Annotated in this window: 13 protein-coding genes; 10 read left to right on the top strand and 3 right to left on the bottom strand. The window is 74.6% G+C overall.

All coding sequences use genetic code 11. The features are described from left to right. Window positions 1-20 precede the first annotated feature (20 nt). Window positions 21-1,202 carry an alpha/beta hydrolase gene (locus FHX73_RS11350; protein WP_145904900.1) on the bottom strand — a complete coding sequence of 394 codons (1,182 nt, stop codon included), beginning with the start codon at window positions 1,200-1,202 and terminating at the stop codon, window positions 21-23. A 368-nt stretch (window positions 1,203-1,570) separates the two neighbouring features. Between FHX73_RS11350 and FHX73_RS11345 the strand changes: the two genes are divergently transcribed. The 7 genes from FHX73_RS11345 to FHX73_RS11315 all read left to right on the top strand — a co-directional run bounded on the left by FHX73_RS11345 (window position 1,571) and on the right by FHX73_RS11315 (window position 7,827). After that, entirely contained in the window at window positions 1,571-3,418 is a 1,848-nt protein-coding gene (locus FHX73_RS11345) for a phosphatidylglycerol lysyltransferase domain-containing protein (RefSeq protein ID WP_145904899.1), read from the top strand. 41 nt (window positions 3,419-3,459) lie between these two features. Then, a complete protein-coding gene (gene folP, locus FHX73_RS11340) occupies window positions 3,460-4,314 on the top strand; it encodes a dihydropteroate synthase (protein WP_145904898.1) in 855 nt (284 codons plus the stop codon). A gap of 125 nt (window positions 4,315-4,439) precedes the next feature. Next, window positions 4,440-4,883, top strand: coding sequence for a nuclear transport factor 2 family protein (locus tag FHX73_RS11335; RefSeq protein ID WP_246213820.1), 444 nt, complete (start codon window positions 4,440-4,442; stop codon window positions 4,881-4,883). 137 nt (window positions 4,884-5,020) lie between these two features. Further along, entirely contained in the window at window positions 5,021-5,380 is a 360-nt protein-coding gene (gene folB, locus FHX73_RS11330) for a dihydroneopterin aldolase (RefSeq protein ID WP_145908208.1), read from the top strand. A gap of 46 nt (window positions 5,381-5,426) precedes the next feature. Further along, window positions 5,427-6,020: a 2-amino-4-hydroxy-6-hydroxymethyldihydropteridine diphosphokinase gene (gene folK / locus FHX73_RS11325; protein ID WP_145904896.1), complete on the top strand. Its 594-nt coding sequence runs from the start codon at window positions 5,427-5,429 to the stop codon at window positions 6,018-6,020. A gap of 48 nt (window positions 6,021-6,068) precedes the next feature. Beyond that, on the top strand, window positions 6,069-6,554 hold the full coding sequence (locus FHX73_RS11320) for a DUF3180 domain-containing protein (protein ID WP_145904895.1): 486 nt from the start codon (window positions 6,069-6,071) through the stop codon (window positions 6,552-6,554). 67 nt (window positions 6,555-6,621) lie between these two features. Next, the gene (locus tag FHX73_RS11315; protein WP_145904894.1) at window positions 6,622-7,827 is read left to right on the top strand and encodes a hypothetical protein; all 1,206 of its coding nucleotides are present in this window, start codon (window positions 6,622-6,624) and stop codon (window positions 7,825-7,827) included. Between the two features lie 13 nt (window positions 7,828-7,840). Here FHX73_RS11315 and FHX73_RS11310 read toward each other — a convergent pair whose 3' ends face one another. Then, entirely contained in the window at window positions 7,841-8,326 is a 486-nt protein-coding gene (locus FHX73_RS11310) for a hypothetical protein (RefSeq protein ID WP_145904893.1), read from the bottom strand. A gap of 52 nt (window positions 8,327-8,378) precedes the next feature. Between FHX73_RS11310 and arfB the strand changes: the two genes are divergently transcribed. Next, window positions 8,379-8,819 (top strand): alternative ribosome rescue aminoacyl-tRNA hydrolase ArfB, encoded by a 441-nt coding sequence (gene arfB, locus FHX73_RS11305; RefSeq protein WP_145904892.1) that lies wholly within the window; start codon window positions 8,379-8,381, stop codon window positions 8,817-8,819. 7 nt (window positions 8,820-8,826) lie between these two features. Here the strand turns inward: arfB and FHX73_RS11300 are convergent, their stop codons facing one another. Further along, on the bottom strand, window positions 8,827-9,348 hold the full coding sequence (locus FHX73_RS11300) for a flavin reductase family protein (RefSeq protein WP_246213465.1): 522 nt from the start codon (window positions 9,346-9,348) through the stop codon (window positions 8,827-8,829). 309 nt (window positions 9,349-9,657) lie between these two features. Between FHX73_RS11300 and FHX73_RS11295 the strand changes: the two genes are divergently transcribed. Both FHX73_RS11295 and FHX73_RS11290 read left to right on the top strand, forming a co-directional pair. Continuing rightward, window positions 9,658-11,523, top strand: coding sequence for a GGDEF domain-containing protein (locus FHX73_RS11295; RefSeq protein WP_145904890.1), 1,866 nt, complete (start codon window positions 9,658-9,660; stop codon window positions 11,521-11,523). A gap of 62 nt (window positions 11,524-11,585) precedes the next feature. Beyond that, the gene (locus tag FHX73_RS11290) at window positions 11,586-12,635 is read left to right on the top strand and encodes a carbohydrate-binding protein (protein ID WP_145904889.1); all 1,050 of its coding nucleotides are present in this window, start codon (window positions 11,586-11,588) and stop codon (window positions 12,633-12,635) included.

Here is a 12,635-nt window from a genome sequence, read left to right as displayed (position 1 = left end):
GCGGGCCGTCCGTGCGGTGGTCAGGCCCGCGGTTCGCGGTCCGGGGCCGGGGCCAGGTGGTCGCTGATCCACTCCAGCGAGGCCGGCAGCTCCCGCCGCCAGGTGTCGAAGCTGTGCCCGCCGTCCGGCAGGAAGAGCGAGTCCACGGAGAACTCGGGGTGCGCCTGGCCGACCGGCGCCGCCGCGGCCAGGAACTGCTGGGTGGCCGGGTAGTCGTCCTCGGTGCGGGTGGAGACGATCAGCAGCGAGGTCCTCGGCACCGGCAGGTTGTGCAGCCGCCAGGCCAGGTCGTAGCCCTGGGCCAGCTGCTGGTTGCCGCCGAACAGGTCGCCGCCGGTGGACCAGTCCGAGCCGACCTGGTACTCGGCGTGCAGCGCGGCCGCGCTGCCGTAGGAGCCGGGGTCGCGCAGCGCCAGCCGGAGCGCGCAGCTGCCGCCGGTGGAGTAGCCGAGCACCGCCCAGGACTGGGCCGAGCGGCTGACCCGGTAGGCGGAGCGGAGCGCGGTCGGCAGGTCCTTGGCGAACCAGGTCTCGGTGGCCGGCCCGCCCGGCACGTCCACGCACTCGGTGTCGCGCGGCGCGGCCACCGTGGGGCGGGCCATCACGACCACGGTGGGCGCCATCCGGCCGGTCCGCTGGAGGTCCCAGACCTGTTGCGGGGTGTGCAGCTCGGTCAGCAGGTGCAGCGGGGTGCCGGGGTAGCCCGCGAGGGTGAGCAGGACCGGGAACCGTTCCCGGGCGTATTTCGGATTGAAGTACTCGGGTGGCAGGTAGATGAACATCTGGTCGGAGAGGCCGGACTGCTTGCCGCTCACCCGGATGGAGTCCACCCGGCCGACCTCCTCCGGCCGCCCCTGCGGCAGGTCGGTGACCCCGGCCAGCGACTCGTCGCCGGCCGGCCGGACCAGGGTGTCGCCGGCCGGCGGACCGGCCCGGCCGGCGCCCGCCGGACCGAGCGCGAGCCGGCCGGTGTCCCGCTGCAGCAGGTCGCCCCAGGAGGTGTAGAACCCGTACGCGTTGTTCAGCAGCAGCCCGGCGACCGCCAGGGCCAGCAGCTGAGCCGTGGTCAACAGGCCGAGCCGCCCGAGGACTTGCCAGGGGCTGTTGCGGGCCAGCCGGGGCCAGAGCCAGAGCGTGCCGGCGCTCGCGAGCACGGCGGCGACGGCGATCAGCCCCAGCAGCGTGGCGCTGGTCAGCTCCATCCCAGACCCCCTGGCGGTCCGTCAGCTCTGCGGCGGGCACCGCTGACTCATCATCGGAGACCGGTCCACGGGCGGCCACCCGAACCACCCCGGCCACTTGGGCAACGGTGGGCGAACGGTGTGCGGCACGGGCGGGGCACCGGCCGTGGCTCGGCTTCACCCACAGGAACCAAAGCCCTAGACTTCGGCGTCGCCACCCAGACGGGGGCCGCCACACCGAGGAATCGGCAGCTGCGGTGCTGGTGGGCCGCCCATTACCCGTTCTTGACGGTCTCTTGGCCTGGTGAAGGAAACAAGGATGAAGGACCCCCACGGCTCACTCCTCAGGGTGACCGGCCACCTCCGGGAAGCAATTACGCTGAGCTTCCATGAGTGTTCCCGTGTCCGCTGAGTCGTCCCCGGAGCAGCCCCGCAAGCGGGGCCTCCAGACGCTGCGCCACCAGGCGGCCGCCGTGCCGCGGGCCTGGCTGCCCGGTGTGGTCGGCTACGCCTGCCTGCTGATCGGCCTGATGGACATCGCGGCCGGGGCCTTCCCCCGGCTGCGCCGGACCCGGATGCACCTGTGGGCGGGTCAGCTGCCGGGAGCCACCACCACCATCGCCACCGCCGGCACCCTGTTGATCGGCATCCTGCTGGTGCTGCTGGCGCACGCGCTGCGCCGCCGCAAGCGCCGGGCCTGGCGGCTGGTCTGCGTGCTGCTGCCGGTCAGCGCCGCGCTGCACGTGCTGCGCTGGCACCAGGTCGGCCCGGCCGTCGTCTCGCTGGTGCTGCTCGGCGTGATGCTGCTGCACCGCCGCGAGTTCTACGCCAAGGCCGACCCGCGCACCCGCTGGCGGGCGCTGCTCAACTTCGTGGTGATGGGCGCGATCAGCCTGGGCCTCGGCTTCCTGATCGTCAGCTCGCACCCGTCCCGCGAGATGGGTCACCCCAGCCTGATGGCCAAGGTGCGGGAGACCGTCTGGGGCCTGTTCGGCCTGGACGGCCCGGTCCGCTACCACCCGGACCGGATCGGCGACCTGGTCGGCTACTCGCTGGCCGGCCTCGGCATGCTGACCGCCGTCTCCACCGCCTACCTGCTGCTGCGCCCGGGCAAGCCGGAGCCGGAGCTGACCGCCGAGGACGAGGCCAGGGTGCGGGGCCTGCTGGACCGGCACGGCCGGCGCGACTCGCTCGGCTACTTCGCGCTGCGCCGGGACAAGAGCGTGCTCTTCTCGCCCAGCGGCAAGGCGGCGATCTCCTACCGGGTGGTCTCCGGCGTGATGCTCGCCTCGGGCGACCCGGTCGGCGACGTCGAGGCCTGGCCCGGCGCGATCAAGGAGTTCATGACGCAGGCCCGTGAGCACGCCTGGGTGCCGGCCGTGATGGGCTGCAGCGAGGTCGGCGGCGAGGTCTGGACCCGCGAGGCGCACCTGGACGCGCTGGAGCTCGGCGACGAGGCGATCGTGGACGCGAGCACCTTCTCGCTCGCCGGCCGCGCGATGCGCAACGTCCGCCAGATGGTCAAGCGGATCGAGCGCAACGGCTACTCCTGCCAGATCCGCCGGGTCGGCGAGCTGACCCCGCAGGAGAAGCGCCGGATCGCCGACGCGGCCGCCCGCTGGCGCGGCACCGACACCGAGCGCGGCTTCTCGATGGCGCTCGGCCGGTTCGGCGAGCCGGGCGACGACGCCTGCGTCGTGGTGACCGCGCACAAGGCGCCGGGCGAGGGCGAGCCGCCGGAGGCGGACGACCTCAAGGCGGTGCTGCACTTCGTGCCCTGGGGCGAGGACGGCATCTCGCTGGAGCTGATGCGGCGCGACCGGGCGGCCGACCCGGGGCTGAACGAGCTGCTGATCGTCGCCGCGCTGCAGGCGGTGCCGGCGCTGGGCATCCGCCGGGTCTCGCTGAACTTCGCGATGTTCCGCTCGGCGCTGGCCCGCGGTGAGCGGATCGGTGCCGGACCGGTGCTGCGGGCCTGGCGCGGGCTGCTGGTCTTCCTCTCGCGCTGGTTCCAGATCGAGTCGCTGTACAAGTTCAACGCCAAGTTCCAGCCGGAGTGGGAGCCGCGGTTCCTGGTCTACCCGAGCACCCGGGACCTGCCGCGGATCGGCTTCGCGGCGATGCAGGCCGAGGCGTTCATCACCCTGGGCATGCCCCGGTTCGGCCGCAAGAAGCAGCGCCAGGGCCTGATGTCGGCCCCGGCCGGCGACCAGGAGTCGATTGCGCCGGCCGCCTGAGCAGCGCGGGCCGGGCGGCGGGAGGGACCGATAATGGCCCCATGAACAACCCGCTGCCCGGTCTGCCCCTCCTCGACCGCTGCGCCGTGATGGGCGTGGTCAACGTCACCCCCGACTCGTTCTCGGACGGCGGGCAGTGGTTGGACCCGCGGGCCGCGGTGGCGCACGGCCTGGACCTGGTGGCGCGCGGCGCCGACCTGGTGGACGTGGGCGGTGAGTCCACCCGCCCCGGCTCGCGGCGGGTGACCGAGCAGGAGGAGCTGCGCCGGGTGATCCCGGTGGTCCGCGAGCTGGCCGCGCAGGGCGTGGTGGTCTCGGTGGACACCATGCGGGCGGTGGTCGCCGAGCAGGCGCTGGCGGCCGGCGCGGCGCTGGTCAACGACGTCTCCGGCGGCCTGGCCGACCCCGCGATGGCCCAGGTGGTGGCGGACGCCGGCGCGCCCTTCGTGGTGATGCACTGGCGCGGCCAGTCCGCCGACATGGACGCGCTGGCGGTCTACGACGACGTGGTCGCCGACGTGCTGGCCGAGCTGACCGTCCGGATCGAGGCGCTGCTCGCGGCCGGGGTGAAGCAGGAGCAGCTGATCCTCGACCCGGGGCTGGGCTTCGCCAAGACCAGCGAGCACAACTGGGCGCTGCTGGGAGGTTTGGACGCGCTGACCGCCTTGGGCAGACCCGTGCTGGTCGCCGCATCCCGCAAGCGCTTCCTGGGTACGCTGCTCGCCGACCCGCGAACCGGTCAGCTGCGGCCGGCCCGGCAGCGCGACGACGCCACCGCCGCGATCTCCGCCCTGTCGGCCCGGGCGGGAGCCTGGGCGGTCCGGGTGCACGACGTGGCGGGCACCGCCGACGCCGTCCGGGTGGTGGCCGCCTGGCGGGCGGCCGGGCCGAGCTGAACCGAGCAGGGCAGGGCAGAGGGAAGGTGGGTGGTGGCGTGACCGGTGATCCGAAGGCCGGTGACCCCAAGCGGGGCGGCGGTGGCAACGGCCGGGCGGCCGCGCCGACGGACGACCGCGAGGCGGTGCTGGCGGCCAACCTGCGGCTCTACGAGTCGCTGGAGAACGGCGACCTGGAGGCCTTGGAGGACGTCTGGCTGTCGGCGGCGGACGCCGACGACAAGACCGGGGTGGTCTGCGTCCACCCGGGCTGGCCGGTGCTCCGCGGCCGGGCCCAGGTGACCAGGTCCTACCTGTTGATCATGATGAACACGGAGTACATCCAGTTCTTCCTGACCGACGTCGAGGTCGAGGTGCAGGGTGACGTGGCACTGGTGACCTGCACCGAGAACATCCTCTCCGGTGGCGAGGCCGAGGAGGAGGGCGAGCTGGGCCCGCTGGTCGGCGGCAAGGTGGTCTCCACCAATCTGTTCCGCCGCACCGCGGCCGGCTGGAAGCTCTGGTCGCACCACGGTTCACCCGTGCTGACCAGCGGCGACGACGAGGAGGAGGACGGCGGCCAGGAGTGAGGCCGGGGCGCGGCCGGGGGCTCCCCGGGACCCGGCGCCGGACCGTCCGGAGTCGAAGGTAGATTCGAGTGCGGCGGGCGACGGGGCCCGCCGCAGCCTGATCAGGGGCAGCCCGGATAGGAGCAGTGAGCCAGGTGCTGGACCGCGTCACCCTGCGAGGCCTGAGGGCCCGTGGCCACCACGGCGTCTTCGAGCGGGAGCGGATCGAGGGGCAGACCTTCGTGGTCGACCTCGTGCTCTACCTGGACACCCGGCCGGCGGCCTCCGGCGACGACCTCACCCGCACGGCCCACTACGGGATCGTGGCGGAGCAGGTCACCGCGATCATCGCGGGCGAGCCGGTCGACCTGATCGAGACCCTGGCCCAGCGCATCGCCGACCAGTGCCTGAGCCACGAGGCGGTCCAGGAGGTCGAGGTCACGGTGCACAAGCCGGACGCGCCGATCACCGTGCCGTTCGACGACGTGACCGTCACCATCCACCGGGGCCGCGGATGACCCGCCCGCACCCGCCCGCACCCGCGCAGACCGCAGAGGACACCCGATGAGCACCAGCGACCCGACCGCCTCGCCGACCACCTTCGACCTGCAGAACCGGGTGGACAGCGTCGACAGCACCCTGGCCAGTCCGCGCACCGCCGTGATCGCCCTGGGCAGCAACCTCGGCAACCGGCTGGAGACCCTTCAGGGCGCGGTGGACGCACTGGCGGACACCCCCGGCCTGAAGATCACCGCGGTCTCCGGCGTCTTCGAGACCGACCCGCTCGGCGGGCCCGACGAGCAGCCCGCCTACTACAACGCGGTGGTGGTGCTGCGCACCACGCTGCCGCCGCACTCGCTGCTGGAGCGCGCCAACGCCGTCGAGGACGCGTTCGGCCGGGTGCGCACCGTGCGCTGGGGCGCCCGCACCCTGGACGTGGACATCATCAGCTACCAGGGCGTGCTGAGCGACGACCCGGTGCTGCTGCTGCCGCACCCGCGCGCGCACGAGCGGGCCTTCGTGCTGGCCCCCTGGCTGGACGCCGACCCGGCGGCCGAGCTGCCCGGGCACGGTCCGGTGGCCGGCCTGCTGGCCACGATCGGCGCGGACCAGGGCGTGCGCCGCCGCGCCGACCTGGAGATCCGGCTGCCGGAGTAAGGTCGGGCAGAGCGTCGCAACAGACCGTCAGAAGGGACTCCCGGTTTCGTGAAGCCGCTGCGCCTGCGACTCCTGCTGGGCATCTTCGTGGTCGCCACCGCCCTCTCCTGGGCCGGGGCGAAGCTGTGGAACTCACTGGACACGCTGCCCGGCACCCCGACCGCCGCGCCGGTGGTGCTGGCGGTGGTCGCCGTGATCCTGCTGGCCGCCGCGATCTCGCTGCGCTCCCGGCTGAAGGCGGTCCGGGACCGCGCCCCCGGCGCGAAGCGGGTGGACCCGCTGCTGGCCGCCCGGGCGGTGGTGCTCGGGCAGGCCAGCGCGCTGGTCTCCGCGGTGGTCAGCGGGATCTACGCCGGCTTCGGCATCGAGCTCCTCACCCTGCCGGACTTCGACGCGCACCGCGGTCCGGCGATCACCGCCGGGTTCGCGGTGCTGGCCGGGGCCGGGGTGGTCGCCGCGGCGCTGTGGCTGCAGCACATCTGCAAGCTGCCGGAGGACGGCGGCGGCAAGGGCGCGGCGCCGTCACCGCGCTGACGTCCCGTCAGCCGTAGCGGGGACCCTCAAGCTGACAGTCCGCTATTCGCACGCTAGTTTTTTGCTCATGTCTCGCGGACGCCACCGTCACTCCTCGCTCCTCAGCCGTGCGCTCGGGCCGCTCGCCGCCGCGGTCCTCGCGGTGGCGGCGCTGGCCGCGCTGCTGCTCAGTGCGGACCGGTTGGTGGTCCGCTCGGTCGGGGTCGCCGCGGTGCTCGCGGTGCTCGGCCTGGGTCTGGTGCTCCGTCAGCGCGACCGCGCGGGACGGGCGGCGGCGGAGGCCGCCGCCGCCCGCCGGATCCGCGAGGAGGAGCGGTTCGAGGAGCAGCTGGCCGAGGCCGAGTACGCGGCCGAGGTGGCCGAGGAGCGGGCGGCCCGGACCGGCCGCCGGTTGGCGGCCGAGAAGTCCCGGCTGGCGAAGGCCGAGACGGAGATCGCCCGACTGCTCAAGGAGCGCGCGGTGCTGGTCGCCGAGCAGGCGCTCAAGGAGGCCGAGGCGGCCCGGCTGGCGGCCGAGGCGGCCCGTCCCAAGCACCCGGTGACGCCGGTGGCCTACCTGCGCGCGGCGAACGCGCTGCGGGCGCTGGAGCGCCGGGCCGAGCTGGCCGCCGTGCAGGCCGAGCACCTGGCCCGCCGTCAGGCCCGCAAGGCGGCGGCCGCGCTGCCGGCGGCCCGGCCGGCCGAGCACGCCGCGCTGCCCGAGGTGCGGGAGCGGCACGTGCCGGCGCTGCCGGAGCAGGCGGGCGAGCGGCCCGTCCCCCGTGCCGCGGGCGTGGCCGAGCCGGCCGAGGTGCGCGAGCAGGAGCGGCCCGGGGCCGAGGAGCCCCGTGCGACGGCTGGGAAGTCGGCCGCGACGACTTCCGGCGCCACCGCCCGGCCCGCCGTGACCGCCTCGCCGGTCCGGCCGATGCTGGCCGGCCCGGCCGAGCAGGCGGCCGCCGCGGCGGGGCTGCCGGCCGAGCGGCAGCGGCCGCGCCCCCGCCCGCAGACACCCGGTCCGCGGATCCCGAGCTTCAGCTTCTTCGACCGCGGCGCCGCGCTGCGGGCCGCCGCGCCCGCCCCGTCGGTCGGCTCGGTCAACGAGCTGGCGCAGCGTCAGGACCAGCCGGAACTGAGCGCGCCTCAGCTGACCGAGCGCCAGGCGCCCGCGGCGGAGCCGGACCTGGCCGACGTGCTGGGCGAGGAGGTCGGCGCCACCCAGGTGGTGGACCTGACCCCGGAGGACGACACCGAGCTGCTCGACCTCGGCGAGCTGCGGGCCGAGCGGGGCTGAGGCCGGGCCCGGCTCAGATCCGCGGGTAGCGGCCGGCCACCACCCAGACGTTCGGGTTGTCGGCCAGCTCCGGGTGCAGGTCGGTCAGGTCGGCCAGCACGTCCTGCAGGAAGTCCCGGGCCTCCCGGCGCAGCTCCTGGTGCCGGACCACCAGCGGCGGCTCGTCCAGCCAGGTCGCGGTGATCTCCACGTGGCCGAACCGGCGGGCGAACCGGAGCAGTTCGGTGTTCTGGGTGAAGTCCAGGTCGGCGGTGCGCAGCGCGGCGGCCCGGCTGCCCCGCGGATCCTCGTCCAGCCGTTCGGTGATGTCGCACAGCGCCCAGGCGAAGTCCAGCACCGGGACCCAGCCCCAGGCGGTGGAGAGTTCGAGCTCGTCCTCCGCGACGTACACGTCCCCGCAGAACAGGTCGTGCCGCAGCGCCTGCACGGAGGCGGTGCGGTAGTCGGTCTGCGGGGGGTCGGGGATCCGCAGGGAGAGGGAGTAGCCGAGCTCGATCACCCGGACATTTAACCGCGTGACGGGCCCGGGTCCGGACCGGGATGATGGGGGCATGCCCGAGCCACTGCGCGTCCGGGGCTCGGTGGTGGTGCCGGAGGCCGAGCTCGTCTGGCGTTTCTCGCGATCGAGCGGCCCCGGTGGCCAGCACGTGAACACCTCCGACACCCAGGTCGAGCTGCGTTACGACCTCGCCGCCTCGACCGCGCTGCCCGAGGTGTGGAAGCAGCGCGCGCTGGAACGGCTGGCCGGCCGGCTGGTGGACGGGCGGGTACTGGTGGTGCGGGCCAGCGAGCACCGCTCGCAGTGGCGCAACCGCGAGGTGGCCGCGGCCCGGCTGGCCTCGCTGCTCGGCGAGGCGACCGCCCCGCCGCCGAAGGCGCGCCGGGCCACCAAGCCGTCCAAGGGGATGGTCGAGGCGCGGCTGCGGAACAAGAAGCACCGGGCGGAGCTCAAGCGCGGGCGCTCGGCGCCGCGCGGCGGCTCGGGGGAGTGACGGGGCGTCAGCCCAGTTCGCGGTAGGCGCCGCGGAAGTAGAGCAGCGGGCGGCCGTCGGGCGCGGGCACCCGGGCCCGCAGCACCCGGCCGAGCAGCAGGGTGTGGTCGCCGGCGGGTATCCGCTGCTCGGTGCGGCACTCCACGGTGGCCAGCGCCCCCTCGATCAGCGGCGATCCGGTCAGCTCCGAGCGCTGGTGCGGGGTGTCGGCGAAGAGCAGCCGGTCGCTGAGCCGGCCGCGCATCGCGAACCGGGAGGCCACCGCCCGGTGCTGCTCGCCGAGCAGCGAGACCGCCCAGGTGTCCACCCCGGCGAGCAGCTCGTCCATCCGGGAGTCCTCGCGCACCGAGACCAGCACCAGCGGCGGCTCCAGCGAGACCGAGAGGAACGAGGTGGCGGTCATCCCCGCGTCCTCGTCCGCCTCGCGGGCGGTCACCAGGGCGACACCGGCCGCCAGCTGGCTCAGGGCGGCCCGGAACTCGTCCGGCGTGGCGGTGGGGGCAGTGGTGGACTGCGGCGAAGTGGACACGTACCGCACGGTAGCCCCCGACCACCGCGGACGGCATCCGGCGGTGGTCCTAGGCCCTTGGGCCCGTCCCGCGGATCGGGTCGCGGAGGCCGTGCACGACCGAACGGGGAAGGTGGCCATCGCCGAATCGTGTCCGGGCATGACCGAGATGAACCGGGTTTGCCTGTCTATGCGTCCTGTGATTTGAGTCACAAGTGCCGACCTATTGCTGACCGAGCGTGCCTATTGCTGTGCTCGCTGTGATTCAGTTCTTCTGGCAATCGGACGATAACCATCAAGACCTATCCGAAGAAGCCGGGGAGCCCCCGCATGGAAGCCGAGTCGGAGCCCTACGTCCGCCTCGCGACCCTCCGCACCTTGCACCGGGTCGTGGCGGACCTCAATGCTGCCCGCAGCCTGGCAGGCACCCTGCAGGCCGTGGTGGAGGGGGCGGTGCACGGACTGGGCTTCGACGCGGCGGCGGTCAGCCTGGTGCGGCCGGACGGCGACCTGGTGGTGGCGGCCGTCTGGGAGTACGAGGTGCGGGACTTCGGCGGCCCCTCGGTGCTGCTCGGCCAGGTCGGCGGACGGGCCTCCTGGGACCGGCTGCTGGCCGCCTCCGACCACTGGGGCACGCTGCGCTTCCTGCCGCACGACCGGGGCTGGGCGGTCGGACCGGACATCCCGCGGTGGACCGGAGACGGCGCGCTGCCCGTCTACGCCAACGACTGGCACCCCGAGGACGGCCTGCTGGCCCCGATGTACAGCGCCGGCGGCGACCTGCTCGGGGTGCTCAGCGTGGACCGCCCGCGCAGCGGCAAGCGCCCCGGCGCCTGGACCCGCGAGGCGCTGGAGATGTTCTCGCTGCAGGCCTCGATCGCGATCGGCAACGCTCGGCTGCGCGCCGAGATGCAGCGCGCGCTGGCCCGGATGGAGAAGGACCAGCAGGCACTGCGGGCCAGCGAGGAGAGCTTCCGGCAGGCCTTCGAGTACGCCCCCAGCGGGATGGCCATCACCGAGCTCCACGGACCGGCCAGGGGCCAGCTGACCCGGGTCAACGACGCGCTCTGCCGGCTGCTCGGCCGCTCCCGCTCCTCGCTGCGCCAGCAGAGCTTCCTGGACCTGGTGCACCCGGACGACCAGGCGCTGCTGGAGCGCACCAGCGCCGAGAGCGGCCGGGCCGAGCTCCGGCTGGCCCGCCGCGACGGCAGCTACCAGTGGGTCTGCCTGCGCAACTCGATCGTCGCGGACGCGGCCGAGGGCCCCAGCTTCCTGCTCACCCACGTCGAGGACATCGAGGACCGCAAGCGCCACGAGCTGCAACTGGCCCACCGGGCCAGCCACGACGCGCTGACCGGCCTGCCGAACGGCGCCGAGCTGCGGGCCCGGCTGGCCCGCCGGCTCTGCTCGGTGCCGCAGGGCCCGGGCGGCGCGGCCGCCCACGGGGCGGTCGGGGCCACGCCGTGCGCGCTGGAGACCGCCGCCTCCGGGCACTCCGCGGCCGCCTTCGCGGGACCGCACGGCCAGCGCGGCGGGGCCACCGTGCCGGCCCCGGTCGGTCCGGCGCAGGCCGACTACGGCGCCGACCTGCTGGAGCCGCTCGGCGCCCTGGTGCACGGCTACGCCGAGCGGCCCGGGGCCGACCCGGTCTGCCGGGACGGCTTCGACGCGCCGCCGCCGGACCACGTGCACGCCGTGGTCCCCGGCGACCCGGACAGCACCCCGGAGCCCTGGCACGGCCCGCGCACCGGCGCCCCGACCCAGCAGAAGCAGAAGGGCCTGGCGGTGCTCTTCTGCGACCTGGACGGCTTCAAGTCGGTGAACGACCGGTTCGGCCACAACGCGGGCGACGCGGTGCTGGTGGAGGTGGCCCGCCGGCTGCAGGGCGTGGTCCGGGACGGCGACACGGTGGCCCGGCTCGGCGGCGACGAGTTCGTGGTGCTGGCCGACGCGATCGGCAGCGAGGAGGCCGCGGACCTGGCGGTGCGGCTGCGCAACGCGGTGATGCCGCCGATGCGGATAGCCGGCCGGGTGATGCGGGTCGGGGTCAGCCTGGGGATCGGCTGGGCGGGCTGCGGGATGAGCATCGAGGAGGTGCTGCACGCGGCCGACAAGCGGATGTACGACGAGAAGCGGGCGCGCGGCGGAGCGATGCGCGGGGCGCGTGGGGAGCGGTCGCACCGGCGCGCCGTGTGAACCCCTGTAGGGTGCCGTGAGAACCGGTGTGCCCACGACGTCCAGGGGAGTTGATCTGCGCGATGACGGCCGACAGCCAAGGGCCTGAGGAGAGCGCGGGCGGCGTCCCGGCGGAGGACGACCCGTTCGGGTACCTCTACCGTCCCGCCGCGGGCGAGGCAGGGGCCGAGCAGCCGCCGCCGGCCCCGCGCACGGCCTACCGTCCGATGGAGGTCGGCCGGGCCCAGTACGGGGCCCAGACGCCCCGTCAGCAGCCTTTCCCGCCCGGGCCCCAGGGTCCGCCGCCCGGCTACCCGCGGGCGCCGCTGGGGGCGCCCGGCGGCCACCAGGCGCAGGGCCAGCCCGGCTACGGCGCCGAGTCGACCGCCCAACTGCCGCACCAGCAGTCCCGGTACGCCGAGCGGTCCCGGCCGCAGCCCGGTGAGGACGTGCCGCGCGGGCGCGGCAAGGGTCCGGTGATCGGCGTGGTCGCGGTGGTCGCGGCGATCGCGATCGGCGCCGGCATCGCGCTCTCCGGCGGGGACGGCAAGACCAAGGACAACGCGGGCCCCGGACCGACCGGCGGCGCCGGGCACACCACCAGCGCGAGCAGCGCCGGGCCGAGCACCTCCGGCTCGCCCTCGGGCTCGCCGTCCGCCTCGGGCGGCACCACGGCCTCCAACGGCTTCGCCGACGCCTCGCAGGCGCAGGCCGGCGGCGGGGCGGTCCTGGGCAGCGGGGTCAAGGGCGCGGTCTCGGCCGACGGCAGCTACCTGACGATGCAACAGGGCTCCACCGCGACCTTCTCGGTGACGGTGCCCACCGCCGGTGTCTGGAAGGTCTGGTTCCACTACGGCAACACCAGCGGCGGCCAGGTGAAGGCCGCGGTCACCGTGAACGGCACCGACCACCCGGGCGGCACCACCTTCAAGAGCTGGAACACCGGCGGCGACCCGGCCCAGTCCTGGTCCTACACCTGGGTCAGCCCGCAGCTGCAGGCCGGGACCAACACCATCGTGGTGACCACGTCCGGCGGCCCGGTGCTGCTCGACCAGATGGCCGTCACCGGGATGGACGTGAGCGGCAACTACCCGAGCCCGTCCGGGGCCGCGCCCGCGCCGTCCAGCAGCTGA

The sequence above is a fragment of the Kitasatospora viridis genome, assembly GCF_007829815.1.
Classification (GTDB): domain Bacteria; phylum Actinomycetota; class Actinomycetes; order Streptomycetales; family Streptomycetaceae; genus Kitasatospora; species Kitasatospora viridis.
This window is presented reverse-complemented; position numbering and strand designations above follow the sequence as displayed.

Coding starts and splice junctions, on each gene's coding strand:
- FHX73_RS11350 (WP_145904900.1), bottom strand. CDS start 1,202: ATGGAGCTGACCAGCGCCACGCTGCTGGGGCTGATCGCCGTCGCCGCC.
- FHX73_RS11345 (WP_145904899.1), top strand. CDS start 1,571: ATGAGTGTTCCCGTGTCCGCTGAGTCGTCCCCGGAGCAGCCCCGCAAG.
- folP (WP_145904898.1), top strand. CDS start 3,460: ATGAACAACCCGCTGCCCGGTCTGCCCCTCCTCGACCGCTGCGCCGTG.
- folK (WP_145904896.1), top strand. CDS start 5,427: ATGAGCACCAGCGACCCGACCGCCTCGCCGACCACCTTCGACCTGCAG.
- FHX73_RS11315 (WP_145904894.1), top strand. CDS start 6,622: ATGTCTCGCGGACGCCACCGTCACTCCTCGCTCCTCAGCCGTGCGCTC.
- arfB (WP_145904892.1), top strand. CDS start 8,379: ATGCCCGAGCCACTGCGCGTCCGGGGCTCGGTGGTGGTGCCGGAGGCC.
- FHX73_RS11295 (WP_145904890.1), top strand. CDS start 9,658: ATGGAAGCCGAGTCGGAGCCCTACGTCCGCCTCGCGACCCTCCGCACC.
- FHX73_RS11290 (WP_145904889.1), top strand. CDS start 11,586: ATGACGGCCGACAGCCAAGGGCCTGAGGAGAGCGCGGGCGGCGTCCCG.